This is a genomic window from Frateuria aurantia DSM 6220, from assembly GCF_000242255.2.
Taxonomy (GTDB): domain Bacteria; phylum Pseudomonadota; class Gammaproteobacteria; order Xanthomonadales; family Rhodanobacteraceae; genus Frateuria; species Frateuria aurantia.
In genome coordinates this window covers 420,121-446,968 of record NC_017033.1, presented here as the reverse complement: position 1 = coordinate 446,968, position 26,848 = coordinate 420,121, and the positions used below count along the sequence as shown (strand labels likewise).

Here is a 26,848-nt window from a genome sequence, read left to right as displayed (position 1 = left end):
AAATCATACCCGCTTATCGGCAGCCACCGGCGTCCGGTTCAAGCCCATGCGTCACACCACTCCGGAATGGGCCGGAAAGCCGCGACCGTCGGCTTGAGGTAGACTGTGCGGCTTTCACGGGCGATCCTGGCTGCGGCGAGCCGCCCTCTCATCCGGTCCGCCCCAAGGAGTCCACATGGCCGAAACAGCATTCGCCCGCCGCCGTGTCGGCATGATCCCCGGCACCGGGCGCTGAATCATGGGCCATCGATTGAGCCGCATCTACACGCGTACCGGTGATGACGGCAGCACCGGTCTGGGCGATGGCCGGCGCGTCGCCAAAAACGATCTCCGGGTTGCCGCCTTCGGCGATGCCGACGAGCTGAACAGCGCGCTGGGACTGCTGCTGGCCCAGCCGGATCTGCCTGGGGACCTGCGCGCCGCGCTGCAACGTATCCAGCATGATCTGTTCAATCTGGGCGGCGAGTTGTGCATGCCCGGGGTCGCCATCATCCAGTCACAGGATGTCCTGCGACTGGAAAGCGAGCTGGATGCGCTCAATGCCGACCTGCCGCCGCTGCGCGACTTCATTCTGCCCGGCGGCGGCATGGCGGCGGCCCAGTGCCATCTGGCACGCACCATCTGCCGCCGCTGCGAGCGCAGCGTGATCACGCTGCATCAGCGTGAACCGCTGCGTGCGGACCTGCTGCAATACCTGAACCGGCTGTCCGACCTGCTGTTCGTGATGGCGCGCGTGCTGGCCCGTGCCAGCGGCCATGGCGAGGTACTGTGGCAGGCCCGCCCCCCTGTCGCGGCCGACTGAGCCCGGAACCGCACATGCTGCGACTGTACTCTCCTCCGGATTGCCTGCTGCACGATCCGGGCATTCATCCCGAGTCGCCGGCCCGTTTGCATGCGGTGCTGCGGGCGCTGCAGACACCGGAGTTCGCTGGTCTCGAACGGGTCCACAGCCCTGCGGCCAGCCGCCAGCAGCTGGAGCGGGTCCATACCCGCCGACACATCGAACAGGTCCTGCAGCCGCTGCACGGCGAGCAGCTGTTGAGTCTGGCCGAAGATACCGTGATCGGGGCCGGCTCGGCCTCCGCCGCCCTGCATGCCGCCGGTGCCGTCTGCGGCGCGGTGGATGCCGTCATGCATGGCGCGGTCAAGCGCGCCTTCTGCGCGATCCGCCCGCCCGGCCACCACGCCATGCCGGATGCGGCGATGGGGTTCTGCCTGTTCAACAACATCGCCGTGGGTGCGGCCCATGCCTTGGCCGAACACGGTCTGAAACGGCTCGCCATCGTCGATTTCGATGTCCATCACGGGAACGGCTCGCAAGCCATGTTCCAGCACGACGCACGGGTGATGTTTGCCTCCAGCCAGGAGTCGCCACTGTTTCCCTATACCGGTGACGAGGCACTCAACGGCAATGACCACGTCGTCAACGGCAGTCTGCTGGCCGGCGACGGCGCCGGCGCCTTCCGGCAGCTGTGGCAGGACATGCTGCTGCCGCGCCTGTTCCGTTTCAAGCCCCAGCTGGTACTGGTATCGGCCGGCTTCGATGGCTACCGAGGCGATCCTACCGCTCATCTGCAACTGGGCAGCGAAGACTTCGCCTGGATCAGCGGGCGGCTGGTCGATCTCGCCGACTCGCATGCGGAGGGCCGGCTGGTATCCAGCCTGGAGGGCGGCTATGACCTGGCCGGCCTGGCGTGCTGCACTCAGGCTCATGTCCGCGCCCTGATGCGCTGAACACCGCCGGCGATCCACGCGGACTGCGGTTGCCGATGCCTAAGTTCCGCAGGTTTCTGTTAGCTTTACTCTCTTCAATGAACTTGACCCGACTGCCTGTGACGCCGACGCAACGCACCATGCCCCCTCGACGCCTGCTCGCCCTGGCTGCCGCACTTGCCCTCCTTGGCGCGGAGAGTGGTCCGGTCAGTGGCCAGAGCCAGCCGCCTCATGCCAAGCGCAATCTCAGCTGTCCGCTGGGCAGCTATCTGTGCCCGACGCTGCCGCCCAGCTACGCGATCTGCCGCACCCATTCGACACTGGACTTCTTCGATCCCGGCCTGCCGCAGGATACGCGCCTGCGCCCCACGGCCGAGACCCATGTCAGTGGCAGGTCGCTGACTTCACTGAATCAGACCATCTACCACCTGCAGGGCGAGGCCAATCTGGTCCGGGCCGACCAGCGCCTGCAGGCCGATACCGTCGACTACGACGGCGACAGTTCAGACTACGAGGCACGCGGCAACGTTCGCATGCAACAGGCCGGTGAATTGATCGCCGCCGACCACGTCAAGGGCAATTCAGACCGCGGCACCGGCACGGCCGATGGTCATCTGCGTTACCAGATGCTGCTGAGCCGCGGCAACGGCACGGCCGACAGCGTATCGATGCTGGACATCAACCGCAGCAGCTATCTGATGTCCAGCTACAGCACATGCGACATCGGCCATCATGTCTGGGAAATCCGCAGCAAGCAGATCAGGATCGACAAGCAACGCGGTCGAGGCACCGCGCGCGACGTGAAGTTCTATTACCGCGGCGTGCCCTGGATGTATCTGCCCTATTTCGGTTTTCCTACCGACAACCGGCGCGAAAGCGGCTTCTTATCCCCTGAGCTCAGCCATACCAGCCGTTCGGGCTATGTCATCGGCGCGCCTTATTACTTCAATCTGGCGCCGAACTACGACCTGACCGTCAATCCCAGGATCTATACCCGTCGTGGCGTGGTGCTGGAAGAGACCTTCCGCTACAAGACCCGGCGCAGCACCGGACTGCTCGGCGTGGAATACAACCCGCATGATGGAGCCCCCAAGGATAGTGGCACCTTGTACAACACGGAGGACCACGCCCGTTATCTGATGAAGTTCGTCAGCCATACCCGGCTGTGGGACAACTGGAGCCTGGATACCAATATCAACCGGGCCTCGGATGGCGCCTTCCTGTATGACTACGGCAGCGACCTGTATACCAGCGCGATCGGCACCCTGGCCTCCACTGCCTATCTGAACGGCCATGGCAAGTGGTGGACCAGTTCGATCGGCGCCGATGTCTACCAGAACATCAACCCGTTCCTGAACAATTCGGTGATGCAGTACAACCGGCTTCCGCACGCAGTGTTCAACATGGACCGACCGCTGACCCGCTGGCTGGATTTCGGCATGGATGACGAGGCCACCGCCTTTCGCAAGCCCGGCAATGTCGAAGGCCAGCGCGAGGACATCTATCCCTGGCTGGCGGCCGATTTCCGCGGCTCGGCCTGGTTCGTCAAACCCCGTGTGGGCTATCGCTACACCGCCTACCAGCTGCAGCCAGGCTACAACCACTACAACGCCTACGGTCCGATCGCGCCGGACGAGCAATCGCCCTTCAACCAGGCCACCATGCAGCGCTCGCTGCCCATCGTCAGCCTGGACAGCGGGCTGGTCTTCGACCGCCAGACCTCACTGTTCGGCCAGCAGTACACCCAGACCCTGGAGCCACGGCTGTTCTATCTGTACGTGCCCTACCGCAACCAGAACAATCTGCCGCTGTTCGACACCGGCATCGACACGCTGGACTATCAGCAGCTGTTCTCGACCAATCAGTACTCCGGTGCCGACCGGCAGATGAATGCGAACAACCTGACGGCAGCCCTCACCACCCGCTTCCTGGATGACAGCGGCACCGAGCGGTTCTCGGCCAGTCTGGGCCAGATCCAGTATTTCGCGCCCCAGCGGGTCATCCTTCCCTACGAGACCAACAGCCAGGTGGGACGCATCATCCAGACCAATACCGAGCCGACCAACTGGGCCCGTTCCAACTACGTGTTCCAGGGCAGCCTCAGCCTGGCTGACAACTGGCGGGTCACCACCACCTACCAGTACGATCCCAACACCCATCAGACCGATGTGGGCATCATGCAGCTGCAGCATCGCTTCGGCGACGGCGGTCTGGTTGACTTCTCCTACCTGTATCGACGCGGCCTGCTGAACCAATACAGCACCGCTGCGGTCTATCCGCTGACGGATCGCTGGCGACTGCTGGGCAGCCTGACCTGGTCGGTGGTCGATCATGAACTGATCGAGGCACTGGGCGGTGTCGAATATGACAGCTGCTGCGTATCGTTCCGGGTGGTCGACCGCAGCTACGTCAATACCAGCAGCTTCAGCAACATGTATACCAACAACAAGCGCGACAACTCGTTCATGTTCGAGGTGGTCTTCAAGGGCCTCGGCTCCTCGTCCAATCAGGTCGAGTCCATGCTGCGCCGTGATATCCTCGGGTATCAGGGTTATCAATAATATCTCGCCTGCGGGCGAACCGGATTCTCGCTAATGAAGCAAACGATTGCATTCGCGCTACTGGCCACCGTTGCCGTAGCGACCACCCCGGTGGCCCAGGCGCAACTGCTGGGCGGCACCTCTACGACGGCCCCATCCCAGGACAGTCATCTGGTCGACCGGATCGTCGCCGTGGTCGAGGATGATGTGATCCTGCAGAGCGAGCTGGATGCCGCGATCGCCAACGTCCGCCAGTCCACGCCGGCCGAGCGCCTGCCACCCGAGGACGTGCTGGCCCGCCAGGTGCTCAATCGACTGATCCTGATGCGGCTGCAGATCCAGAAAGCCAACGAGCAAGGCATCCAGCTGGCCAATGCCGACGTGGACCAGGCCGTACAGGCGGTCGCCCAGCAGAACAATCTGACCACCGACCAGTTGCGTACTGCCGTCGAGCAGCATGGCCAGAGCTTCCGCGCTTTCCAGCAGCAGATGGCCGACCAGCTGATGATCCAGCGCCTGCATGAAAGCATCATGCACGACCAGGTCACCGTCACCGACAGCGAAGTCGACAACCTGCTGCACAGCCCCAGCTACAAGGCGGGTGAAGTGCATCTGGCGCATATCCAGATCAGCGTACCCAGCGGCGGCACCGCCAGTGATATCCAGGCCGCCGCAGCCAAGGCGGCCGAAGCCGAAGCCGCCATCAAGTCAGGTACCGACTTCGCAGCCGTCGCCGCGCGTTACTCCGATGCCCAGGATGCTCTGCAAGGTGGCGATCTGGGCTGGCGCCGGCTGGATGCGATTCCCCAGCTGTTCACGGATACCGTTTCCAGCATGAATGAAGGCCAGGTCACCGCGGCGCTGCGCACTCCGGCCGGGTTCCAGATCCTGAAGCTGCTGGGTGTCCGCAAGCAGGAGCAGCAGCTGGTCACCGAATACCACTCCCGTGAAATCCTGATCCGGCCGACCGAGCTGCTGAGCGAGGCACAGGCCCAGCAGAAGGCCGAGGACCTGTACAACAAGATCGTCAACCAGCACGGCGACTTCGCCGCCCTGGCCAAGGCCGACTCCAATGACGACACATCGGCCAATCTGGGTGGCGACATGGGCTGGTTCCCGCTGGACGGGTGGGGCCCCGCCGTGGCCGGGCAGCTGAAGCAGCTGCAGGACGAGGAGGTCTCCAAGCCGTTCCAGACCGATGCCGGCTGGATCATCCTGCAACGACTGGGCAGCCGTCAGGTCGATCAGACCAATCAGCTCGCCCGCAGCCAGGCCCGCCAGGAAATCGGCAGCCGCAAGTCGGAGGAGGCCTATGACAATTTCCTGCGCCAGCTGCGCTCCGGCTCCTATGTGAAGATTCTGGTCCCGGCCCTGCAGGACACCAACACCCATACCGCCTCGCCCGCTGCATGAGCCAGGCCCTGAAGCACGCGTCGGCGGTCAGGCCGCCGACGCAGGCCCGGCATACCGCATGAACGCAAAACCCAAAAAACACTTCGGTCAGCACTTTCTGCATGACCGGCATTATGTGGATCGCATCGTCGGCGCCATCGCGCCCCGCCCTGCCGATACCGTGGTGGAGATCGGCCCCGGCGAAGGGGCGATGACCTTTCCGCTGCTGAAGGCCGCCGGCAGGCTGACCGCGATCGAACTCGATGCCGAGCTGATTCCCGGCCTCGAGGCGCGCGCCGCCAGCATCGGTCAGCTGCAGGTGATCCGCTCCGATATCCTGAAGGTCGACATCAGCCGCCTTGCCACCGAGCTCGGCGCGGAACGGCTGCGTATCGCCGGCAATCTGCCTTATTACATTTCCAGCCCTATCCTGTTCCATTGCGTGGACCATGCCGCCGCCATCGAAGACATGCACTTCATGCTGCAGAAGGAAGTGGTGGACCGGATGGCCGCCGCTCCCGGCAGCAAGATCTATGGTCGCCTGTCGGTGATGTTGCAGCTGCGCTGCCAGGTCACGCCGCTGTTCATCGTGCCGCCCGGAGCCTTCCGGCCACCGCCCAAGGTCGACTCGGCCGTGGTGCGGATGCAGCCATTGCCGCCGGAGCAGCTTCCCGATGCCGACTCCCGCCGCCTGCACGACATCGTCAAGGCAGCCTTTGCCCAGCGTCGCAAGACCCTGGGCAACACCTTGAAAGGCACGCTGGAACCCGCCGCGATCAGTCGTGCCGGCATTGATCCGGGCTGTCGTGCCGAGACTCTCTCGCCGGCGGATTTCATCCGTCTGGCCCAGGCCTGAAGCCTCGGCTCCGCGCCTGCCGGTGCAATCAAACATGGGCAGGCGATGGCTGCTGGGCTTAGAATAGAAAAATGAACAGCCAATCTCCCTACACGATCGACGTGCAGGTGCAAACCCAGTTCGTGCCAGACCAGTCGCGGCCGGATGACAACCGCTACGTTTTCGCCTACACCATCACCTTGCGCAATATCGGCAGCGTCGGCGCGCAATTGCTGACCCGGCACTGGATCATCACCGATGCCAATGGCAAGACCGAGGAAGTCACCGGCGAAGGCGTGGTCGGCGAACAGCCGTGGATGCGCCCCGGCGACGATTTCGAATACACCTCCGGCGCGGTCCTGGAAACCTCGGTCGGCGTCATGACCGGCAGTTATCACATGCTGGCCGACGATGGCACCCGTTTTGAAACACCGATCCCGCCTTTCACACTCACCATCCCGCGAACCCTGCACTGATGTTGACCCACCCCCATACCGCTCCGCGGCACGCAGGTTGATCCGTATCGATGGCTATCTATGCAATCGGCGATGTGCAGGGCTGCTATCCCGAACTGCAACGTCTGCTCGAAAAACTCCGCTTCGACCCTGCTGTCGACCGCCTGTGGTTCTGTGGCGACCTGGTCAATCGCGGCGGTGAATCGCTGCGCACCTTGCGCCTTATCCACAGCCTGGGCGACGCCGTCACCATCACCCTGGGCAATCATGACCTGAGCCTGCTGGCGATCGCCCTGCGCAAACCGGAAGCCCAGGCCAAGGTCAACGAGGAGCTGCGCGAAGTCCTGTTTGCCGAAGATGCCCCTGAACTGATGGCCTGGCTGCGCCAGCAGAAACTGCTGCATCACGACGCGGAGCTGGGCTGGACCATGGTCCATGCCGGCCTCGCGCCGAACTGGAACCTGCGCCAGGCCCAGCGTGCGGCCCAGGAAGTGGAGCGCGAGCTTTCCAGCCCCCGCCATACACGGCTGCTGCGCAATCTGTTCGGCAATCGGCCGGCCAGCTGGTCGAACCGCCTGCAAGGCATCGAGCGGCACCGCGCGGCAATCAACATGCTGACCCGCATGCGTTACTGCGACGTCCATGGCCGTATCGATTTCGAGGCCAAGGGGCGCCCCGGCACCCAGCGCCCGGGCAGCTATCCCTGGTTTGAAGTACCCGGCATGCGCCAGCATGAAACCCGCATCGTCTTCGGTCACTGGTCGGCACTGGGACGCTTTGCCGGGCTGGGCGTGTACTGCCTGGATACCGGCTGCGTCTGGGGTGGCCGCCTGACCGCCATGCGGCTCGACGGCGAAGAGCCTGCCTACGTCTCAGTAGCCGCCGAGTCCAGCCGCAAGGGTGGCGGAAACGACTGATCGGTACCCGAGCCGCGCCGTCGGGACGACATTCTTCAAAATCCCGTCATGAAGCAGCCCCGCAGGAGCGATCCTGCGGGGCTGCTTCATGTCCGGCTCCGGCATACCCGGCCGAGGCCTGGCCTACTCAGAGCAATTGGCCGTGGCAGTGCTTGTACTTCTTGCCCGAACCGCAGGGGCAGGGATCATTGCGACCGACCTTGGGCAGCTCGCCGGCCACCGCCGTATCCGCAGCCACGGTAGGAGTGACCGCATCGCCGGACAGCATCGGAGCCGGCGCCTCGCCACCACCCGAAGTCAGCATCTGCGCCGCCAGGGCTTCCGCCGCCTGCTGCTGCTCGGCCTCCAGCGCCTGCACCTCTTCCTCGCTGCGGACCCGGACCCGGGCCAGCATCTGGATCACATCGGTCTTGATCCGACCCAGCATGGTGGTGAACAGCTCGAAGGACTCGCGCTTGAATTCCTGCTTCGGCTGCTTCTGTGCGTAGCCGCGCAGATAGATGCCTTGGCGCAGATAGTCCATGCTGGCCAGATGCTCTTTCCAGGCATTGTCGACCACGCTCAGCATAATGTGCTTTTCCAGCTGGCGCATATTGTCGATACCCAGCTGCATTTCCTTTTCGCGGAACAAGCCGTCCATCGCTTCGCGGACGTGGGCCAGAATGCCCTCGGCATCCAGCTCGCTCTGGGCTTCCACCCAGCGCCGCAAAGGCTCCTGCAAACCGAATTCGCTGCTCAGCTCCTGCTCCAGCCCCTCCAGATCCCACTGTTCCTCGATGCTGTCCGGTGCGACATGTCTTTGCACCAGCTCGGTCACCACGCTGTGACGGATGTCGGCGATGGCATCGGATACGTCCTCGCCCTCCAGCAATTCGTCACGCTGGGCATAGACGACCTTGCGCTGATCATTGGCCACGTCATCGAATTCCAGCAGATGCTTGCGGATATCGAAGTTGTGCTGCTCGACGCGACGCTGGGCCTTCTCGATCTGACGGCTGATCATCTTGTCTTCCAGCGCGTCATCCTCCTTCATGCCGAACATCCGCATCCAGCGCCCGACCGACTCGCCGCCGAAGATCCGCAGCAAGTTGTCCTGCAGCGACAGATAGAACCGCGATGAACCCGGATCACCCTGACGACCGGAACGACCACGCAGCTGGTTGTCGATGCGGCGCGACTCGTGCCGCTCGGTACCGATGATATGCAGGCCGCCGGCCGCCAGCACCTGATCGTGCAGTACGCGCCAGCGGGCCTTGGCCTCGGCCCGGGCCGCATCGTCGGCATCTTCGGGCAGGGCGGCCAGTACCGCTTCCAGACTGCCGCCCAGCACGATGTCGGTACCGCGACCGGCCATGTTGGTAGCAATCGTGACAGCTCCCGGCGCTCCGGCCTGGGCCACGATATGCGCCTCGCGCTCGTGCTGCTTGGCGTTCAGCACCTCGTGCGCCACCTTGGCGGCACGCAGCTGCTCGGCCAGCAGCTCGGAGACCTCGATCGAGGTGGTGCCCACCAGCACTGGCTGGCCACGCTCGTGGCAGGCCTTGATGTCCTCGATGACCGCCTTGAACTTCTGCTCCTGACCCAGGAACACCATGTCAGGGTGATCCTTGCGCTGCTGCGGCTTGTGGGTGGGAATCACCACCACTTCCAGACCGTAGATCTGCTGGAACTCGTAAGCCTCGGTGTCGGCGGTACCGGTCATGCCGGCCAGCTTGTCGTACATCCGGAACAGGTTCTGGAAGGTCACCGTCGCCAGCGTCTGGTTCTCGCGCTGGATCGGTACGCCTTCCTTGGCCTCGACCGCCTGATGCAGACCGTCGGACCAACGACGGCCGGCCAAGGTACGACCGGTGAATTCATCGACGATCACCACCTCGCCGCCACGCACGATGTAGTCGACATCGCGATGGTAGATGACATTGGCGCGCAAGGCCGCATTCAGATGATGGACCGCCGCCAGATTCTTCGGGTCGTACAGACCGGTATCTTCTTCCAGCACGCCCGCCGCACGCAGCAATTCATCGGCGTGCGACATACCCTCCTCGGACAGATGGACCTGCTTCTGCTTTTCGTCGACCCAGTAATCGCCAGGACCGTCCTCTTTCTCCTGGCGGACCAGGCTGGGCACGATCTTGTTGACGGCGATATACAGCTGCGGCGAATCTTCGGCCGGGCCCGAGATGATCAGCGGCGTCCGCGCCTCGTCGATCAGGATCGAATCGACTTCGTCGACGATGGCGTAGCTCAGACCGCGCTGGTAGCGCTGGTCCTTGGACAAGGCCATATTGTCGCGCAGATAGTCGAAGCCGAACTCGTTGTTGGTGCCGTAGGTGATGTCGGCATTGTAGGCCGCATGCTTGTCGGCATGATCCATGCCCGGATACACCACGCCCACCGACAGGCCCAGGAAGTTGTAGAGCTGGCCCATCTGGGCCGAGTCGCGACGGGCCAGATAGTCATTGACCGTGATCACGTGCACGCCCTTGCCGGCCAGCGCGTTCAGATATACCGGCAAGGTGCCGACCAGGGTCTTGCCCTCGCCGGTGCGCATTTCCGCGATGCGGCCCGAATGCAGCACCATCCCGCCGATCATCTGCACATCGTAATGGCGCATGCCCAGGACCCGGCGGGCGGCCTCACGCACCGTGGCGAAGGCCTCCGGCAGCAATGCGTCCAGGCTCTCGCCTGCGGCCAGGCGCTGCCGGAACTGCTCGGTCTTGGCCCGCAGCAGATCATCACTGAGCTGCTCGAACTCAGGCTCCAGCGCATTGATGCGGGCCACCGGTTTCGAGAGTTGCCGCAGCACTCGCTCATTGCGGCTGCCAAAAAGACGGGTCAAAGCACGATTGAACATCGATCTTCCGGGTCAAGGTGGAATGGTCTGCCGTCAGAGACGGCAAATCACCAAGGATCAAACATCATACTCGGGTCAGCCGGCAAGCCCAAACGGCTGACGGTCAAGACTGGCTGGTATCTCCTGGCTCAGTATTCAATGGCGGTCAGCCGGCGTGCTTTCAAGCCGCGAAGTCGCCACGCCGCCGCTTCGTCCGGATGCAAGTCGCATCAATCCGGGCTAGTCTGGGCCCAGCTCATCCGGAAATGCCTCTTGTCCACCAGTCCGCCACCTTCAGATCGTCAGCGTATGCGCCCCACCCTGCAACGCCAGGGCCGGCCACGGCGGCTGGAGGACTGTGTCGGCATCGCCGCGCTCAGCCGGCATGCCGCCTGGCTGGCCGCACTTGACCAGGCGCTGCGCAAGACCTTGCCCAAGGCCATGCAGGATCAGGTGCGTCTGGCCGCGATCAAGGGCCGACGACTCGTCTTTCTGGCACCCTCGCCGGCCTGGGCCAGCCGCCTACGCACCTTGCAGCAATCCATTTTCACCACGGCGCGTGGCCTGGGACTGGAAGTGGATGCGATCAGCGTGAAAATGGCGACATGGACACCGCCGGAACGGGAAGACACCCGGCCGCGCAAGACGCTTTCGGAAAGCTCGGCCCAGCACCTTACCGCCGCCGCCCGGCATCTGGGCGATCCCCAGCTGCAACGGATGTTTCTGGACCTGGCCAGTCACGGCAAGGCGCCGCCGGCGAGCGAGGACGAAAAGGACTGAGCCCCCCCGCGACAGGCAGACACGACGACGGCCGCACCATGCGGCCGTCGCTGCAACAGGCCGGCCCCGCAGGACCGCGACCGCTTGCCTACATCGCCTGCGCGGGATGGGCGTAGGAGATCGGCGCCGTCAGCGGATCATCCTTGTACACCACTTCTTCCCAGGCCGCCGGGTCAGCCAGCAAGGTGCGCAGCAGGATATTGTTCAATTCATGCCCGGACTTGTGCGCATGGTAGGCGCCGATCAAGCTGTGGCCGAGCAGGTAAAGGTCGCCGATCGCATCCAGAATCTTGTGCTTGACGAGCTCGTCCTCGTACCGCAGTCCATCTTCGTTGAGCACGCGATAGTCGTCCAGCACCACCGCATTGTCCATCGAGCCGCCCAGTGCCAGATTGTGCTCGCGCAACATCTCGATGTCCTTCATGAAACCGAAGGTCCGCGCGCGGCTGACTTCCTTGACGAAGGACGTGGTCGAGAAATCGATTTCGGCACGCGACACGCGCTTGCTGATCACCGGATGGTCGAACTCGATCGAGAATCCCACCTTGAAGCCGTTGAACGGCTCGAAGCGTGCGGTCTTGTCACCGTCACGGACCTCGACGGCCTTCTTGATGCGAATGAACCGCTTGGCCACGTTCTGCTCTTCGATGCCCGCCGACTGCAGCAGGAACACGAAGGGGCCGGCGCTGCCGTCCATGATCGGCACCTCGGGCGCCGACAGGTCGACATAGGCATTGTCCACGCCCAGACCGGCCATGGCCGACAGCAGATGCTCGACCGTGGAGACCCGGATATCCGGATTTTCGCCGACCAGTGTGGTCGACAGCCGCGTATCGCCGACGCGATCGGGACGGGCCTTGATTTCGACCGGCGGATCCAGATCGATGCGACGGAAAACGATGCCGGTGTTGGGTGCCGCCGGGCGCAGCGTCATATAGACCTTGTCGCCGGTATGCAGACCGACACCCGTCGCGCGAATGATATTTTTGAGCGTACGCTGCTTGATCATCTCTTAGCTTACCTGTATTGCAGCCGCCAAACTGGCCAGCATCCTAACATAGTTTTAACCTGAAATGACAAGCCGGGAACGGCCGCCAGACGACCTTTCATAAATCTTTCAGCTTCAAGACGCCAACGATTCTTACTTGTCAGATTACGAAAGTCCATTCATTTCAATAAACTAACGGCACGTTATACAGTAACACATCAATTGCTGTCACCATGTAGCGCAGCATTCCGGTCAAAAGCAGCCTTGCCCCTGGTCTGGAACAACAAGGGCAGGTGTTAAGAACGACGCGCGCTGCACAGAAAATCCACGGCCGTTCCGTGGCGCGGATTAACATTCCGATCACGGTCACGATGAACTCTGACCGCGATGCGGCCCGATTGGTTCCGGACAATTTCAATTCTTTTGCTGTCGATGTCCTGCGGCCTCATCGGACATGGGCGGCAACCGGCAGCAGCGGTCCCTGCAATGCCTGAAGACCGCGACCGCTGACGCATCGGCCGGGTACGTGCCGCGAACCGGAAACCGCGGACAGGCGGAAATGGCCCGCCGGGCGGCAGACCTCGAGCCCCCTTCCCCGCCGGGACGGGACCGGCGGGTGGGGGAATTCACTCAACGACAAGGAGCTGGATGCGACTCAGTCGGCCTGACGGCGCAGGAAAGCCGGGATATCCAGATAGTCGTTGTCGGGAGCCGCCGGCTTGGCCGAAGGCGATGCATCGGAGCGCAGGTGAGCGGGGCTGGACTCGTTGCTCATGGCATAGTCCACCACTTCGTTGCCGGTGCCGGTACGCAGCACCACCGGACGGGGCGCCTGCCGCATTTCCACCGTGCCGGCACGCTGACCTGCCGCCGCCGGACGCACGGCGCCCGTGGCCGGCAGCCGGTTCAAACCGGTGGCCACCACGGTGACGCGGACATCGTCCTGCATGTCCGGATCCAGGGAGGTACCGACCACCACGGTCGCGTCTTCACTGGAATAGGCATGCACGATATCGCCGATTTCCTGGAATTCACGCAAGGTCAGGTTCGGACCGGCACTGATGTTCACCAGAATGCCGCAGGCGCCATTCAGATCGACGTCTTCCAGCAGCGGATTCTTGATCGCCGCCTCGGCGGCCGCCTGGGCACGGTCATCGCCGCGGGCCATGCCGGTACCCATCATCGCCTGGCCCATTTCACTCATCACCGTGCGCACGTCGGCAAAGTCGACGTTGATCAGGCCCGGCGAGGTGATCAGGTCGGCAATGCCCTGCACCGCTCCCTGCAACACGTCGTTGGCGGCCTTGAACGCATTGACCAGAGTCACTTCCCGGCCCAGCACGCTCAACAGCTTCTCGTTCGGCACGATGATCAGCGAATCCACGTGCTGGGACAGGTCCTCGATACCCTTCAAGGCCACCTGCATGCGGCGGCGACCTTCGAACGGGAACGGCTTGGTGACCACGGCCACGGTCAGGATGCCTTTTTCCTTGGCCAGCTGGGCCACCACCGGGGCGGCCCCGGTCCCGGTGCCACCGCCCATGCCGGCGGTGATGAAAACCATGTCCGCGCCATCGAGCATCTCCTCGATCCGCTCGCGATCTTCCAGCGCGGCCTGACGGCCGACTTCGGGGTTGGCACCGGCGCCAAGTCCCTTGGTGACATTGCCGCCCAGCTGCAGATGCACCCGGTTGCCGCAGTGCTTCATGGCCTGGGCATCGGTATTGGCGACCACGAATTCGACGCCGCCGATATTGGAGTTCAGCATGTGGGCGACCGCATTGCCACCGCCGCCGCCGACGCCGATGACTTTGATGACCGCATTGGGTGCCAGTTTTTCGATCAGTTCAAACATTTCCCGTCCTCCGTTGTACGTCGTTGTCGTTGTTGCCCCGTGCGGTCTGCACCAGACGGGGTAGTGGACTCGCGTCCCGGCCAGGCATGACCTGGCAAACCATGTTTCGTTGAACTTGCCGTACTGCAACCACTCAGAAATTGCGGCGGAACCAGCCCTGCAGATTTCCGATCAAACCACCTACGCTGCCGCCGACCGGATAGCTGATGCGCTTTCCGTCCGGTCGCGATCCATGCAACAGCAAGCCCACGCCCGTCGCGTGTTGCGGCGTGCCGATGACTTCGCCCATCCCCACCACATGCTGCGGAATACCGATCCGAACCATCTTGTGAAGGATTTCCTCGGCCAGTTCCAGGGCCCCTTCCATCTTCGAGGCACCGCCGGTCAGCACCACGCCGGCCGCGACCATGCTCTCGTAGCCCGAGCGGCGCAGCTCTTCCTGCACCATCTCGAAAATTTCCTCGTAGCGCGCCTGCACGCTCTGCGCCAGCGACTGGCGAGCCAGTCGCCGGGGTGGCCGGTCACCGACACTGGGCACCTGGATCGACTCGTCCGCGCGAGCCATGCCGGCCAGCGCACAGGCGTACTTGATCTTGATTTCCTCGGCATGCGAGGTCGGCGTCTGCACACCGTAGGCGATATCGTTGGTGACCTGATCGCCGCCGACGGGCAGCGACTTGGTGTAGCGGATCGCGCCCTGGGTATAGATCGCGATATCGGTGGTACCCGCGCCGATATCGACCAGACAGACACCCAGTTCGCGCTCGTCGTCGGTCAGCACCGACTTGCCGCTGACGATCGAGGACGGCACCAGCTCATCCACGCTCAGGCCGCAACGCTGGATGCACTTGGTAATGTTCTGCACCGCCGCCGCCGCACCGGTGACCAGATGCACGCTCGCCTCCAGGCGTACCCCGCTCATACCCACCGGCGAACGGATGCCGTCCTGGCCGTCGATGCGATATTCCTGCGCCTCCTTGAACAGCACCCGCCGGTCGGCCGGAAAATTCACGGCACTGGCCGCTTCCAGCACCTGCTCCAGATCCCCTGCATTCACTTCACGGTCGCGGATCGCCGCGCTGCCGTGGGAATTGCGTGTTTCCAGATGACTGCCGGAAATCGAGGCGTAGACCGAGCGGATATCGCAGCCCGCCATCAGCTCGGCCTCTTCCACGGCCCGCTGGATCGAGTGCACGGTCGATTCGATATCGACCACCGAGCCGCGCTTGAGGCCGCGGGAGGCATGCGAGCCGATGCCGATGACTTCAACCGGCTCGCCCGGCTCGTACTCGCCGACAATCGCCACCACCTTGGAGGTGCCGATATCAAGTCCCACGACCAGCTGTTTTTCGTTCCTTGGTTTCATGTATGCGGTGTGCTCTGGGTGGAGGGGGCGGTACGGGATGTATCCCACCTCACGGCGAATCCATTGGTATATCGGAGGTCGGCATAAGCCAGGCCTTCCGGGTGTTGATCGAGCAGTTGCGGATAGACGCCCAGGAACCGGTGCAGCCGCTCCCTGGCCATCTCTCGGGACCCGACCTCGATGCGGGCCCCGCTCGTGGTACGCACCGTCCAGCTGCCACGCTGGCTGAGACTGACCCCGCTGATTTTCAGGCCACTGGGGGCGAAGGCCCGCTGCAGACTGACGTAGAAGGCCACCACCTCGCTCATCTGCGACTCCGGACCGGCCAGCTGCGGCAGGCTGTCCGGCACGCTGGCCTGGCCTCCGTCAAAGACCTGGCCCTTGCGACTGATCAGCTGATGCTCGTTCCAGTGCGCAAACGGCTCGCGCTCGGTGATCCGCAGCAGCAGACTGTCCGGCCAGCGCTTTCGTGCCTCGACGGACTGCACCCAAGGGATCGCGGCTACCGCTTGCTGGACCTGGTCCAGATCCAGCGCGAAGAAACCTTTGCCCAATTGCGGCACGACGGCGGCACGCAGCTGCGGTCCGGTGACTTCGTGAAAGGGCGCCTGCACGGTCAGCTTGGTGACCGGCCAGTGCTGCGAGGCAAACCAGCCCTGCAACACGCCGACAATAGGCAGCACGACCAGCATGATCGCCACGGCCCAGCCGAAGAAGCGCCCGGCGCCTTTCATGGGGCCTCCTCCACGCTGGTTTCCAGCACCTGCAGGCACAGCTCGGCAAAATCCAGACCAAGCTCGGCAGCCGCCTTCGGTACCAGCGAATGCGAAGTCATGCCGGGGGCGGTATTGACTTCCAGCAGCCAGAACCGGCCCGCTTCATCGCGCATCACGTCGACCCGGCCCCAGCCACGACAGTCCAGTGCCTGAAAGGCCTGCAGGGCCAGTTGCCGCAATGACTGCTCGTCCTCGCCGCTGAGCCCCGGGCAAAGATACCGGGTATCTTCGGCCTGGTATTTGGCGTGATAGTCGTAGTACTCGCCGGCCGGCACGATGCGGATACTGGGCAAGGCCCGTTCCGCCAGAATGCCGACCGTATATTCGCCACCGCCGCGTATCAGGGTCTCCATCAGCAGATCACCCGGATAGCGTTCGGCCAGAGCCACCGCCTCGGCCAGCCCGTTCTCGTCGAAGACCCGGGTAATGCCGACGCTGGAGCCTTCGCAGGCCGGCTTGACGATCAGCGGGAAACCGATCAGCGAAGCAGCCCGGCGCACGTCGTCGCCCTTGCGGATCGCGACATGGCGGGGCGTGGGCAGGCCCAGCGCCAGCCACACCAGCTTGCTGCGGATCTTGTCCATGCTCAATGCCGAACCCAGCACACCGGAACCGGTATAGGGCACACCGGCCGCCTCCAGCAGCCCCTGCACCACGCCGTCTTCTCCACCGCCATGCTGGCCGTGCAGGACATTGAACACCCGATCCACACTGGCTTCACGCAAGGCCCGGTTCAAGGCCGGAATGCCATCCAGCGCAATGGCATCGATGCCCAGTCCGCGCAACGCGGCCAGCACGTTGCGGCCGGAATCCAGCGAGACTTCACGTTCGGAAGACGTACCTCCCATCAGCACCGCGACCCGACCGAAACGGGCGGCGGCTGAAGCTTGGCGGCTTGTATCGAAATCCGTCATGCCGGCTCGCTCCTCAGATCACCACGCTGGACCATGTCCAGTGCCGCCGCGCCGATATCACCGGCGCCCATCAGCAACAGCAGGTCGCCGTCACGCAACAGGGCCGGCAGGACCGTTTTCAGATCTCGCGGATGATCGATCAACACCGGGTCGACCTTGCCGCGGGCACGCACGGCCCGGGCCAGCGCCCGGCCATCGGCCTGCGGCAGCGGCGCTTCGCCGGCCGGATAGACCTCGGTCAGCACCAGCACGTCGACCTCGGCCAGGACATTGGCAAAATCGTCCAGCAGATCGCGGGTGCGGCTGTAGCGATGTGGCTGGAAACCGACCACCAGCCGCCGCTCGGGCCAGCCGCCGCGGGCGGCGGCAAAGACGGCTGCCAGCTCGCTGGGATGATGACCGTAATCATCGACCAGCAGCACCGAGCCCTGGTCGATGGGCAGCTCGCCACGGCGATGGAAACGACGGCCCACCCCCTGGAAGCGGGCCAGCGCGTCAGCGATGACCTTGGGATCGGCGCCCAGCTGCCAGCCGACGGCCGCCGCCGCCAGCGCATTGAGCACATTGTGCCGGCCCGGCGAATTCAGACGTACCGGCGTCGGCTCGGCCTCGCCCGGCAGATGCAGGAGAAAGGTCATTTCAAAACCTTCCTGGCGCACGTCGCTGGCCCGCACATCGGCCTGCCCGGAGTCGATGCCGTAGGTCAGGCTGCGGCGGGTGGTCTGGCGCGCCAGCTCGGCCACTTCCGGATCATCCACGCACAGGACCGCCAGCCCGTAGAACGGCAGGCGATGCAGGAAGTCGGCAAAGGCCTTGCGCACGCCGGCGAACTCGCCACCGTAGTTTTCCAGATGATCGGCATCGATATTGGTGACGATCGCGATCACCGGCGACAGCAACAGGAAGGAGCCATCCGACTCGTCCGCCTCGGCCACCAGATACTGGCCGGTCCCCAGCCGGGCATTGGCGCCGGCCGCGTTCAGCTGGCCGCCGATCACGAAGGTCGGGTCATAGCCGGCTTCGGCCATCACGCTGGCCAGCAGGCTGGTCGTCGTCGTCTTGCCGTGGGTGCCCGCCACCGCGATGCCGCGCCGGAAGCGCATCAGCTCGCCAAGCATCTCCGCCCGCGGAATCACTGGAATCCGCGCTTCGCGGGCGGCCGTCAACTCGGGATTGTCTGCTCTGATCGCGCTGGAAGTCACCACCACATGAGCATCGGCGACTTGCTCGGCGGCATGGCCGATATGCACGGTCATGCCCAACGCACGCAGACGCAGCGAAGTCGCCGACTCGGCCCGGTCGGAGCCCGAGACGGCATAACCCAGATTGAACAGGACTTCCGCGATGCCGCTCATGCCGACACCACCGATCCCGATGAAATGCACCCGTTTGAAGGTGCTCATCAATTCCTCATGACCGAGGACACGCAATGGCGTCATGCGGCCACCTCCATACATACATCGGCAATACGCTTGGCCGCGGCCGGTTTGGCCAGACTGCGTGCGGCAACTGCCATCGCGCGCAGGCGGGAAGGATCAGCCAGCAGCTCGCCGAGGCGGGCAGCCAGCCATTCAGGGGTCAAATCACGTTCCTGGACCAACTCGGCCGCGCCGGCCTCGACCAGGGTGCTGCCATTGCGCGTCTGGTGATCGTCCACCGCATAGGGGAACGGCACCAGAATCGAGCCCAGCCCCGCGGCCGTCAGCTCGGCAATGGTCAGGGCACCGGCCCGGCACACGGCCAGATCGGCCCAACCGTAGCTGGCGGCCATATCATCAAGAAACGGTCGCACATCGGCCCGCACGCCGGCTTCGGCATAGGCTTGCACCGCCGCCTCGAATCCGTTGCGTCCGGCCTGGTGCAGCACCTGCGGCCGCTGCGCCGCCGGCAGCAAGGCCAGTGCCTGTGGCAACAAGTTGTTCAAGGCGCGCGCGCCCAGGCTGCCCCCCAGCACCAGCAACCGCGCCGGCAGCGGCTGGGCGGCCATCCGCTCGGCGGGCTCGGGCAATGCCGCGATGGCGGCACGGACCGGATTGCCCACCCATTCAGCCCCCTTGAGGACCTGGGGGAAACCGGTCAGCACTCGCCGGGCCAGTTTCGCCAGCAGGCGATTGGTCACGCCGGCAATGCCGTTCTGCTCGTGAATCAGCAGCGGCCGCCGCAGCAGCCAGGCCGCGACCCCGCCGGGGCCGGCGACATAACCGCCCATTGACAGTACCGCCGTCGGTTTCACGCGGCGGATCAAGGCAAAAGAGACCAGCCCGGCCCGCAGCAGCATCCATGGCGCGCGCAGACGCGTCGCCCAGCCCTTGCCACGCAGGCCGCCGACCGGAACCGCATGCAGCGTGATGCCGTGCTCGGGCACCACCCGGGTTTCCATGCCGCCGGCAGCGCCCAGCCAGACCACCTCGATGCCGCGGGCGCGCAGCTGTTCGGCCACCGCCAGTCCGGGGAAAATATGGCCGCCGGTACCACCGGCCATGATCAGAACCGGCCCCTTGCCGCGCGCGCTCATGCGGCCGCCCTCGTGGTCGTCGGCGCAGGCGCCTGGGCGGCGGCGGCCAGAGCTTCCAGATAACGGCTGTTGCTGCGCCGCGCATCCAGGGCCCGGTTGATTTCAAAGGTGGCGCGCAACAGCACCCCGACCATGGCACAGGTCAGCACCATTGAGGAGCCGCCATAGCTGATCATCGGCAAGGTCAGACCCTTGGTCGGCAAGGCCCCCAGGTTCACGCCCACCGAGACCGTCACCTGCAGGCCCAGCATCAGCGACACACCGAAAGCCACATAGGCGGCATAGCGCTGGCCGATCTCAACCCCGCGCAAGCCCATCGTGAAGCCACGCCAGAGCACCAGTCCGAACAGGCCCAGCACCAGCACGATGCCGGCCAGCCCCAGCTCCTCGCCGATCACCGCCAGGATGAAATCGGTATGGGCCTCAGGCAGATAGGACAATTTGAGAATGCTTGAACCCAGCCCGACCCCGTCCCAGCTGCCCCGCCCCACCGCCATCAGTGACTGGGTCAGCTGGAAGCCGTCGTTGAAGGGATCCTTCCAGGGATCCATGAACGAGGTCAGCCGCTTGACGCGATAGCTCTCGCTGGTCGCCGCGATCACCAGCGCCGGCATCAGCGGAAGCCCCATCAGAAACAGGAAGAAGGGCCGCGCACCGCCCAGCCAGACCAGACCGATCGTCACGCCGATCACCAAGGTGGCCGATCCGAAGTCAGGCTGGGCCAGCAGCAGGGCGACCAGCATGCCGGCCACCAGCAGCGGACGCAGCAGTCCCCACAACCGGGTCTCGATGCTTTCGCGATGGCGCACCAGATAACTGGACATGTACAGCACCAGGATCAGCTTGACCGCTTCGACCGGCTGGAAGCTGGTGAAACCCAGATTGAGCCAGCGGCGGGCGCCGTTGATACGCATGCCGAAATGCGGCACGAAGACCGCCAGCAGCATCAGCACGGCACAGATCAGCAGCAGGCCGGCCCGCTGTTCCAACCAGCGCAGCTCGGTCTTCAGCGCCACCGCGGCGGCGGCGAAGCCCAGACTGAGGAAGATCAGATGCCGTTTCAGAAAATAGAAGGGCTGATGATGCTGGCTGTCGGCGACCGCGATCGAGCTGGAAGCGATCATCACCACCCCCAGACTGATCAGACCCAGCAGCCCGAGCAGCAGCAGCAGGTCCACCCGACCGCGGGGACCTTCGTGACGTCTGGTCTGCGAGTTTTCCGACATCGGCATCAGCGCACCTTCAGGGTCGCAAGACCGATCAGCACCAGCACCACGCTGATGATCCAGAAACGGACAATGACCCGAGGCTCAGGCCAGCCCTTGAGTTCGAAATGGTGATGGATGGGCGCCATCCGGAAGATGCGCTTGCCGGTCAGCTTGAAGCTGGCGACCTGCAGCATCACCGAGGCGGTTTCCATCACGAACACGCCGCCCATGATCAGCAGAACGATCTCCTGACGCACGATCACGGCCACGCAGCCCAAGGCCGCCCCCAGCGCCAACGCACCGACATCGCCCATGAAGACCTGGGCCGGATAGGTGTTGAACCACAGAAAACCGAGGCCGGCACCCGCCATCGCCCCGCAGAAGATCGCCAGTTCACCCGCGCCCGGAATCGAAGGAATCCCCAGGTATTCGGAAAACACCCGGTTGCCGGCCAGATAGGCGAACACACCGAGGGCGCCGGCGACCAGCACGCTGGGCATGGTCGCCAGACCATCCAGACCATCGGTCAGATTCACCGCGTTGGAGAACCCCACGATCATGAAATAGGCAAGCACCACGAAACCGATGCCCAGCGGAATCACCACCTGCTTGAACAAGGGCAGGAACAGTGCCGTCTCCGGTACCGGTGCAGGCCCGTGGGGAGCCCCGAGATACAGCACCACGGCCGCGAACAGGCCGAAAACCGACTGCCAGAAATACTTCCAGCGCGAAGCCAGGCCACGGCTGTCCTTCAGCACCAGCTTTTTGTAATCGTCATAGAAGCCGATCACGCCGAAACTGAGCAGCACGGCCAGCACGATCCAGACATAGCGATTGTGCAGATCCGCCCACAACAAAGTGGACACCGTGATCGCCAGCAGAATCAGGACCCCGCCCATGGTCGGCGTGCCGGCCTTGACCAGATGGGTCTGCGGACCGTCCTTGCGCACCACCTGACCGGCCTTCAGGGCCGCCAGCCGGGCAATCAGCCAGGGACCGCTGAGCAGGGACATGCTCAAGGCGGTCAGCGCGGCCATGATCGCGCGAAACGTGATGTACTGGAACAGATGCAGGCTGCTGAAATGCGGTTCCAGCCAGGTCGCCAGTTCATACAGCATGACTGACCTCCTTGCTGCCGCTCAGCGCGCTGACGATCCGGTCCATGCCGGCCGAGCGCGAGCCCTTGACCAGGCAGACGATGCCGGGCTGCAGTCCGGACTGCAGCGCCGCCAGCAAAGCGGCCTGATCGGTGAAGGCCTGAGCCCCCGCCCCGAAGGCGGCACTGGCTTCGGCGGCCAGCGGGCCGACACTGAACAAAGCATCGATGCCGGCGACGCGGGCCTGACGCCCTACCTCGGCATGCAAGGCCTTGCCGGCCGGTCCCAGTTCAGCCATGTCGCCAAGCACCAGCCAGCGCCGGCCCGGCTGGGCCGCCAGAGTGTCGATGGCAGCACGTACCGAGCCGGGATTGGCGTTGTAGCTGTCATCGATCAGCACCGCGCCATCGGCCAAGGACTGTCGGCGCAACCGGCCGGCCACCGCCGGCGCCTGTGCCAGCCCTTGAGCGATCCGCGCCAGCGGAACGCCCAGGGCCGCCGTCACGGCCGCTGCAGCCAGCGCATTGGCGACATTGTGACGACCCGGCAGCGGCAGTTCGATGGCCATGGACTCGTCGCCCAGATGCAGCTGGAAACGGCTGCCACTGGCATGCAGTTCGATGGCCGTCGCGGTCACATCAGCCTTCTGCTCCAGACCGAAACTCAACTGGCGGCGGCTGCCGGCCAGACCCAGGAAAAAACGCGCGAACGGCTCGTCGGCATTGATCACCGCCACCCCGTCGGCCGGCAGATGCTGGTAGATCGCGCCCTTGGTCTCGGCCACGCCTTCCAGGGTGCCCATGCGGGCCAGATGGGCCGGTGCGATATTGTTGACCAGCGCCACCGTGGGGCGCGCGATGGCGGCCAGATAATCGATATCACCAGGCTTGCCGGCCCCCATTTCCAGAACCGCATATTCGCAGTCCTGAGGCATCGCCAGCAGAGTCAGCGGCAGGCCAAGCTCATTGTTGTAATTGCCCGAGTTGACATGGGTACGGCCTTGCAGCGCAAGAATGGCCGCGACCAGCGACTTGACCGTAGTCTTGCCATTGGAGCCGGTGATGCCCACCACTTGCACATTGCTCTGGGCACGGACCGAACTGGCCAGATCACCCAGGGCCAAGGTCGCGTCGTCGACGAGAACCTGCGGCAGATCCACAGCCACCGGCCGGGTCACCAGCGCGCCAACCGCACCGCTGGCCTTGGCCGCCGCCAGAAAATCGTGACCGTCGACACGCTCGCCCTTGATCGCGACAAACAGATTGCCGGGCTGGATCGAACGGGTATCAATCGTCACCCCGGTCACCTCGGCATCGGCGCCGGTCAGGCGCCCCCGGGTCCACAAGGCAACGGCACTCAAGCGCATCATGCGTACTGCTCCAACGCCGTGCTGGCCACGGCAAAATCATCAAATGGAATCCGGCCCTGACGGCCTTCCTGATAGGTCTCATGGCCTTTGCCGGCCACCAGCACCATGTCCTCGGCACCGGCCTGTGCCAGTGCCCAGGCAATGGCAGCGGCACGATCGCGGATCACTGTCGCCGCGCAGGGGTCAGTCACCCCCTGCAGGATCTGCCCGACAATCTGCTCACCGTCTTCGTTGCGCGGATTGTCATCGGTAACCACAAGCTGGTCGGCCCAGGCCTCGGCTGCCGCGCCCATCAACGGACGCTTGCCCGCATCACGGTCCCCGCCGCAACCGAACACGCAGATCAGACGCCCCCGGCCATGCTCGCGCAACGCCTGCAAGGCCTGCTGCAAGGCATCGGGGGTATGTGCGTAATCGATCACCACCAGCGGCTGGCCGCCCTCTCCGCCGAGCCGGTTCATCCGGCCGTTGACCGGCTGCAGCTGCTGCAGCACCTCGACCAGCTGCGGGAAATCCGTGCCCTGCAACCCCAGACAGGCCACCACCGCCAACAGGTTGGCGACATTGAAGCGTCCCAGCAGCGGGCTGTGCACCGGGCCTTCGCCCCAGGGCGTAATCAGCTGGAAATCCAGGCCGGCCAGCGAAGCGACGACCCCTTCGGCACGCACCGCCGCCGCCGGATCACCCTCGGCGCTCAGGCTCAGGCGCTGCAGTGCACCCGGTCGGCGCATCAAGCCGCGGCCGAAGTCATCGTCGATATTGATCGCCGCCGCGCGCAGGCTGGGCCACTCGAACAGACCGGCCTTGGCCGCACCGTAGGCTTCCATGCTGCCGTGGTAATCGAGATGGTCACGGGTCAGATTGGTGAACACCGCCAGCTCGAAGTCGACGGCATTGACCCGGCCCTGCACCAGCGCGTGGGAAGACACTTCCATCGCCACGTCGGTGAAACCGGCCTCGCGGAAGGCGGCCAGCTGGCACTGCACCGCAATGGCATCAGGCGTGGTGCGCTCGCCCGCACGCAGCGCACCCGGCGCGCCGGCGCCCAGAGTGCCGATGCTGGCGCTGCGATACCCCAGCCGCTGCTGCGCCTGGGCCAGCAACTGCACCACCGAAGTCTTGCCGTTGGTGCCGGTGACACCGGTCAGACGCAATGCGGCCGAAGGCCGCCCGTAAAAGCGCGCCGCCAGCTCGCCGAGGCGCTGATCCAACGCCTCGATCCAGATCACCGGCAGTGCCGTGACCAGGCCCGGTACCAGCGGAGTCTGGGCCAGCACGGCCACCGCCCCGCCCTGCTCGGCCTGGGTCAGATGGACGATGCCGTGCTCGCGGCTGCCATTGAGGGCGACGAAGACATCACCGGAACGGACCGCCCGCGAGTCCAGACACAGTCCCGAAACGACGATATCGCCGGCCCCGGCGGGGTCAGCGATGGCGTCCAGCAGGCCTGCCAGTGTCCATGAAGTCGTCATGGCACCTCATCCGCCGGCGCTTCTTCGGCCGGGGCATCTTCCGGCGGCTTGCTGCCGACCAGCCCGCTGGGGCTCTGCACCGGCCCACCGGCATACCAGCGCCCGATATTGTCCGGCGGCACATCCAGCAGGCGCAGCGCGCCGGTCATCACGTTGGCAAACACCGGTGCCGATACCTGGCCGCCGTAATATCCGCCCTTGACCGGATTGTCGACGATGACCACGCCGACCAGCCGCGGATGATCGGCCGGCACAATACCGGCAAACACCGCTTCGTAACTGTTCTTGGCATAGCCACCGGCCTGCGCCTTGTGCGCAGTCCCGGTCTTGGCCGCCACCGTGTAGTTGGCGATGCGTGCCTTGGTCGCCGTGCCGCCCGGCTGGGTGGTGGTTTCCAGCATCTTGACCAGCTCGTGGGCCACTTCCGGCGCAACGATGGCCTTGGCCGGATTGTCCACGCCCTTGATGAAACTGGGGCGATGCATCACGCCGTTGTCGGCGATGGTGGCATAGCCATTGGCCAGTTGCAGGGCGGTGACGTTCTCGCCGTAGCCATAAGCGAAGATCGCCTTTTCACGCTGCCCCCAGGTCGCGCCATTTTTCAGATAGCCGGAGGCCTCGCCCGGAAAGCCGCTGTCAGTACTGGAACCGAAATTGAAGGCCCGGTAGGTGTTGTACATCAGCATGGTATCCAGGCTGATGGCGATCTTGGCCGCACCGATATTGCTGGACTTGGTGATCACGCCGGTCGGCGTCAACCAGCCATTGCCACCGCGCTCGACGTCATGGATATCGTGGCCCAGATACATGAAATGCCCGCCGGTGGTATCGATCAGCGGCGACGTCGGAGTGTATTTGCCGCTGGACAGCGCTGCCGCCAGGGTAAAGGCCTTCATGGTCGAGCCTGGTTCGAACACGTCGGTGGCCGCGCGATTGCGGCGCTCGCCCGGATTGTTGCTGAGCTTGGCATTTGGGTTGTAGGTAGGCAGGTTCACCATCGCCAGCACTTCGCCGGTGGCGACATCCAGAATCACCATCGAGGCGAAATCCGCGCCCGTGCGCTCCACCGTCGCGCGCAATTCGTTGAAGGCCAGAAACTGGATCCGCCGATCAATGCTCAGGGTCAGGTCGCGCCCCGGCTGGGGATCCTTGACCTGTTCAAGATCCTCCACCACATGGCCCTGACGGTCGCGCACCACCCGCTTGGCACCGGCCTTGCCGGCCAGCCAGTTGTCATAGGCCAGTTCCAGGCCTTCCTGACCATGGTCGTCGATATTGGTAAAACCCAGCACATGGGAAGTCACTTCGCCGGAAGGGTAATACCGCCGGTATTCGCGCTGGCCATTGACGCCGGGAATATTCATTGCCAGCACCGCATCGGCCGCTTCGGGCTGCATGCGCCGGCGCAGATACATGAACTCACGGTCGGCATGTTGCTGCAGCTTCTGTTTCAGATCGGACGGATCCATCTGCAGCGCCTTGGCCAGCTCAGGAATCCGCTCGGGTTCACCCAGCACCTCGCCGGGAATCGCCCAGATCGATACGACCGGGGTGGACACGGCCAAAGGTTCGCCGTTGCGATCGAAGATCGCTCCACGCGATACCGAGATCGGCATCACCCGCAGAAACCGTGAGTCACCCTGGGCCTGATAAAACCCCTTGCTGACCACCTGCAGATCGAAAGCGCGGGCCACCAGGCCCAGCGCGATCAGCCCGAACAGCCCCATCACCAAGGCCATCCGTCGCCGCACCTGCGGGCCCGGACGAGCACGCCCGCGACGGCTGGCCGTGGCGGGCGGTTTGGGCAGACGAGGCAGTCGCAG

At 64.4% G+C, this 26,848-nt stretch carries 21 protein-coding genes; 8 read left to right on the top strand and 13 right to left on the bottom strand.

Features of this window, described 5'->3' with window-relative positions:
- Window positions 1-238: 238 nt before the first annotated feature.
- From FRAAU_RS01905 to FRAAU_RS01875, 7 genes are all read left to right on the top strand, one after another.
- Complete coding sequence (locus tag FRAAU_RS01905) at window positions 239-802, top strand: cob(I)yrinic acid a,c-diamide adenosyltransferase (protein ID WP_014401882.1); 564 nt, start codon at window positions 239-241, stop codon at window positions 800-802.
- A gap of 14 nt (window positions 803-816) precedes the next feature.
- Complete coding sequence (locus tag FRAAU_RS01900; RefSeq protein ID WP_014401881.1) at window positions 817-1,734, top strand: histone deacetylase family protein; 918 nt, start codon at window positions 817-819, stop codon at window positions 1,732-1,734.
- Between the two features lie 119 nt (window positions 1,735-1,853).
- Window positions 1,854-4,274 (top strand): LPS-assembly protein LptD, encoded by a 2,421-nt coding sequence (locus FRAAU_RS01895; protein WP_156803304.1) that lies wholly within the window; start codon window positions 1,854-1,856, stop codon window positions 4,272-4,274.
- Window positions 4,275-4,307: 33 nt separating this feature from the next.
- A complete protein-coding gene (locus FRAAU_RS01890) occupies window positions 4,308-5,666 on the top strand; it encodes a peptidylprolyl isomerase (RefSeq protein ID WP_014401879.1) in 1,359 nt (452 codons plus the stop codon).
- A gap of 58 nt (window positions 5,667-5,724) precedes the next feature.
- Window positions 5,725-6,501, top strand: a complete 777-nt coding sequence (rsmA, locus tag FRAAU_RS01885) for a 16S rRNA (adenine(1518)-N(6)/adenine(1519)-N(6))-dimethyltransferase RsmA (protein ID WP_014401878.1) — start codon at window positions 5,725-5,727, stop codon at window positions 6,499-6,501.
- Between the two features lie 71 nt (window positions 6,502-6,572).
- Window positions 6,573-6,956 carry a Co2+/Mg2+ efflux protein ApaG gene (gene apaG, locus FRAAU_RS01880; protein ID WP_014401877.1) on the top strand — a complete coding sequence of 128 codons (384 nt, stop codon included), beginning with the start codon at window positions 6,573-6,575 and terminating at the stop codon, window positions 6,954-6,956.
- A gap of 50 nt (window positions 6,957-7,006) precedes the next feature.
- Window positions 7,007-7,852, top strand: coding sequence for a symmetrical bis(5'-nucleosyl)-tetraphosphatase (locus FRAAU_RS01875; protein WP_014401876.1), 846 nt, complete (start codon window positions 7,007-7,009; stop codon window positions 7,850-7,852).
- Window positions 7,853-7,979: 127 nt separating this feature from the next.
- On the opposite strand, the gene secA is transcribed toward FRAAU_RS01875, so the two are convergent.
- Window positions 7,980-10,706, bottom strand: a complete 2,727-nt coding sequence (gene secA, locus FRAAU_RS01870; RefSeq protein ID WP_014401875.1) for a preprotein translocase subunit SecA — start codon at window positions 10,704-10,706, stop codon at window positions 7,980-7,982.
- Window positions 10,707-10,994: 288 nt separating this feature from the next.
- Here secA and FRAAU_RS01865 point away from each other — a divergent pair, with 288 nt between their 5' ends.
- A complete protein-coding gene (locus FRAAU_RS01865) occupies window positions 10,995-11,465 on the top strand; it encodes a DciA family protein (protein WP_014401874.1) in 471 nt (156 codons plus the stop codon).
- A gap of 88 nt (window positions 11,466-11,553) precedes the next feature.
- Here FRAAU_RS01865 and lpxC read toward each other — a convergent pair whose 3' ends face one another.
- From lpxC to FRAAU_RS01805, 12 genes are all read right to left on the bottom strand, one after another.
- Window positions 11,554-12,474 (bottom strand): UDP-3-O-acyl-N-acetylglucosamine deacetylase, encoded by a 921-nt coding sequence (lpxC, locus tag FRAAU_RS01860; RefSeq protein ID WP_014401873.1) that lies wholly within the window; start codon window positions 12,472-12,474, stop codon window positions 11,554-11,556.
- A gap of 634 nt (window positions 12,475-13,108) precedes the next feature.
- Complete coding sequence (gene ftsZ / locus FRAAU_RS01855; protein ID WP_014401872.1) at window positions 13,109-14,308, bottom strand: cell division protein FtsZ; 1,200 nt, start codon at window positions 14,306-14,308, stop codon at window positions 13,109-13,111.
- A gap of 133 nt (window positions 14,309-14,441) precedes the next feature.
- Window positions 14,442-15,674, bottom strand: coding sequence for a cell division protein FtsA (gene ftsA, locus FRAAU_RS01850; RefSeq protein ID WP_014401871.1), 1,233 nt, complete (start codon window positions 15,672-15,674; stop codon window positions 14,442-14,444).
- Window positions 15,671-16,408, bottom strand: coding sequence for a cell division protein FtsQ/DivIB (locus FRAAU_RS01845; RefSeq protein WP_014401870.1), 738 nt, complete (start codon window positions 16,406-16,408; stop codon window positions 15,671-15,673). The genes ftsA and FRAAU_RS01845 overlap by 4 nt, the downstream gene beginning before the upstream one ends.
- Window positions 16,405-17,364 carry a D-alanine--D-alanine ligase gene (locus FRAAU_RS01840; RefSeq protein ID WP_014401869.1) on the bottom strand — a complete coding sequence of 320 codons (960 nt, stop codon included), beginning with the start codon at window positions 17,362-17,364 and terminating at the stop codon, window positions 16,405-16,407. Before FRAAU_RS01840 ends, FRAAU_RS01845 begins: the two co-directional genes overlap by 4 nt.
- Window positions 17,361-18,803: a UDP-N-acetylmuramate--L-alanine ligase gene (gene murC / locus FRAAU_RS01835; RefSeq protein ID WP_014401868.1), complete on the bottom strand. Its 1,443-nt coding sequence runs from the start codon at window positions 18,801-18,803 to the stop codon at window positions 17,361-17,363. Before murC ends, FRAAU_RS01840 begins: the two co-directional genes overlap by 4 nt.
- Window positions 18,800-19,879 (bottom strand): undecaprenyldiphospho-muramoylpentapeptide beta-N-acetylglucosaminyltransferase, encoded by a 1,080-nt coding sequence (gene murG / locus FRAAU_RS01830; protein WP_014401867.1) that lies wholly within the window; start codon window positions 19,877-19,879, stop codon window positions 18,800-18,802. Before murG ends, murC begins: the two co-directional genes overlap by 4 nt.
- Entirely contained in the window at window positions 19,876-21,111 is a 1,236-nt protein-coding gene (gene ftsW, locus FRAAU_RS01825; RefSeq protein ID WP_014401866.1) for a putative lipid II flippase FtsW, read from the bottom strand. Before ftsW ends, murG begins: the two co-directional genes overlap by 4 nt.
- Window positions 21,111-22,205: a phospho-N-acetylmuramoyl-pentapeptide-transferase gene (mraY, locus tag FRAAU_RS01820; RefSeq protein ID WP_014401865.1), complete on the bottom strand. Its 1,095-nt coding sequence runs from the start codon at window positions 22,203-22,205 to the stop codon at window positions 21,111-21,113. Before mraY ends, ftsW begins: the two co-directional genes overlap by 1 nt.
- The gene (locus tag FRAAU_RS01815) at window positions 22,195-23,553 is read right to left on the bottom strand and encodes a UDP-N-acetylmuramoyl-tripeptide--D-alanyl-D-alanine ligase (protein ID WP_014401864.1); all 1,359 of its coding nucleotides are present in this window, start codon (window positions 23,551-23,553) and stop codon (window positions 22,195-22,197) included. Before FRAAU_RS01815 ends, mraY begins: the two co-directional genes overlap by 11 nt.
- Window positions 23,550-25,025, bottom strand: a complete 1,476-nt coding sequence (locus FRAAU_RS01810; protein ID WP_014401863.1) for a UDP-N-acetylmuramoyl-L-alanyl-D-glutamate--2,6-diaminopimelate ligase — start codon at window positions 25,023-25,025, stop codon at window positions 23,550-23,552. Before FRAAU_RS01810 ends, FRAAU_RS01815 begins: the two co-directional genes overlap by 4 nt.
- Window positions 25,022-26,848, bottom strand: a complete 1,827-nt coding sequence (locus FRAAU_RS01805) for a peptidoglycan D,D-transpeptidase FtsI family protein (protein ID WP_486620751.1) — start codon at window positions 26,846-26,848, stop codon at window positions 25,022-25,024. Before FRAAU_RS01805 ends, FRAAU_RS01810 begins: the two co-directional genes overlap by 4 nt.

What these genes read in the sequence shown, in the direction of transcription:
- FRAAU_RS01895 (WP_156803304.1), top strand. Translation starts at nt 1,854, where the DNA reads ATGCCCCCTCGACGCCTGCTCGCCCTGGCTGCCGCACTTGCCCTCCTT.
- ftsA (WP_014401871.1), bottom strand. Translation starts at nt 15,674, where the DNA reads ATGAAACCAAGGAACGAAAAACAGCTGGTCGTGGGACTTGATATCGGC.
- ftsW (WP_014401866.1), bottom strand. Translation starts at nt 21,111, where the DNA reads ATGCCGATGTCGGAAAACTCGCAGACCAGACGTCACGAAGGTCCCCGC.
- FRAAU_RS01900 (WP_014401881.1), top strand. Translation starts at nt 817, where the DNA reads ATGCTGCGACTGTACTCTCCTCCGGATTGCCTGCTGCACGATCCGGGC.
- mraY (WP_014401865.1), bottom strand. Translation starts at nt 22,205, where the DNA reads ATGCTGTATGAACTGGCGACCTGGCTGGAACCGCATTTCAGCAGCCTG.
- FRAAU_RS01865 (WP_014401874.1), top strand. Translation starts at nt 10,995, where the DNA reads ATGCGCCCCACCCTGCAACGCCAGGGCCGGCCACGGCGGCTGGAGGAC.
- lpxC (WP_014401873.1), bottom strand. Translation starts at nt 12,474, where the DNA reads ATGATCAAGCAGCGTACGCTCAAAAATATCATTCGCGCGACGGGTGTC.
- FRAAU_RS01840 (WP_014401869.1), bottom strand. Translation starts at nt 17,364, where the DNA reads ATGACGGATTTCGATACAAGCCGCCAAGCTTCAGCCGCCGCCCGTTTC.
- rsmA (WP_014401878.1), top strand. Translation starts at nt 5,725, where the DNA reads ATGAACGCAAAACCCAAAAAACACTTCGGTCAGCACTTTCTGCATGAC.
- apaG (WP_014401877.1), top strand. Translation starts at nt 6,573, where the DNA reads ATGAACAGCCAATCTCCCTACACGATCGACGTGCAGGTGCAAACCCAG.
- FRAAU_RS01890 (WP_014401879.1), top strand. Translation starts at nt 4,308, where the DNA reads ATGAAGCAAACGATTGCATTCGCGCTACTGGCCACCGTTGCCGTAGCG.
- FRAAU_RS01845 (WP_014401870.1), bottom strand. Translation starts at nt 16,408, where the DNA reads ATGAAAGGCGCCGGGCGCTTCTTCGGCTGGGCCGTGGCGATCATGCTG.
- murC (WP_014401868.1), bottom strand. Translation starts at nt 18,803, where the DNA reads ATGACGCCATTGCGTGTCCTCGGTCATGAGGAATTGATGAGCACCTTC.
- FRAAU_RS01905 (WP_014401882.1), top strand. Translation starts at nt 239, where the DNA reads ATGGGCCATCGATTGAGCCGCATCTACACGCGTACCGGTGATGACGGC.
- secA (WP_014401875.1), bottom strand. Translation starts at nt 10,706, where the DNA reads ATGTTCAATCGTGCTTTGACCCGTCTTTTTGGCAGCCGCAATGAGCGA.
- FRAAU_RS01875 (WP_014401876.1), top strand. Translation starts at nt 7,007, where the DNA reads ATGGCTATCTATGCAATCGGCGATGTGCAGGGCTGCTATCCCGAACTG.
- FRAAU_RS01815 (WP_014401864.1), bottom strand. Translation starts at nt 23,553, where the DNA reads ATGATGCGCTTGAGTGCCGTTGCCTTGTGGACCCGGGGGCGCCTGACC.
- ftsZ (WP_014401872.1), bottom strand. Translation starts at nt 14,308, where the DNA reads ATGTTTGAACTGATCGAAAAACTGGCACCCAATGCGGTCATCAAAGTC.
- murG (WP_014401867.1), bottom strand. Translation starts at nt 19,879, where the DNA reads ATGAGCGCGCGCGGCAAGGGGCCGGTTCTGATCATGGCCGGTGGTACC.
- FRAAU_RS01810 (WP_014401863.1), bottom strand. Translation starts at nt 25,025, where the DNA reads ATGACGACTTCATGGACACTGGCAGGCCTGCTGGACGCCATCGCTGAC.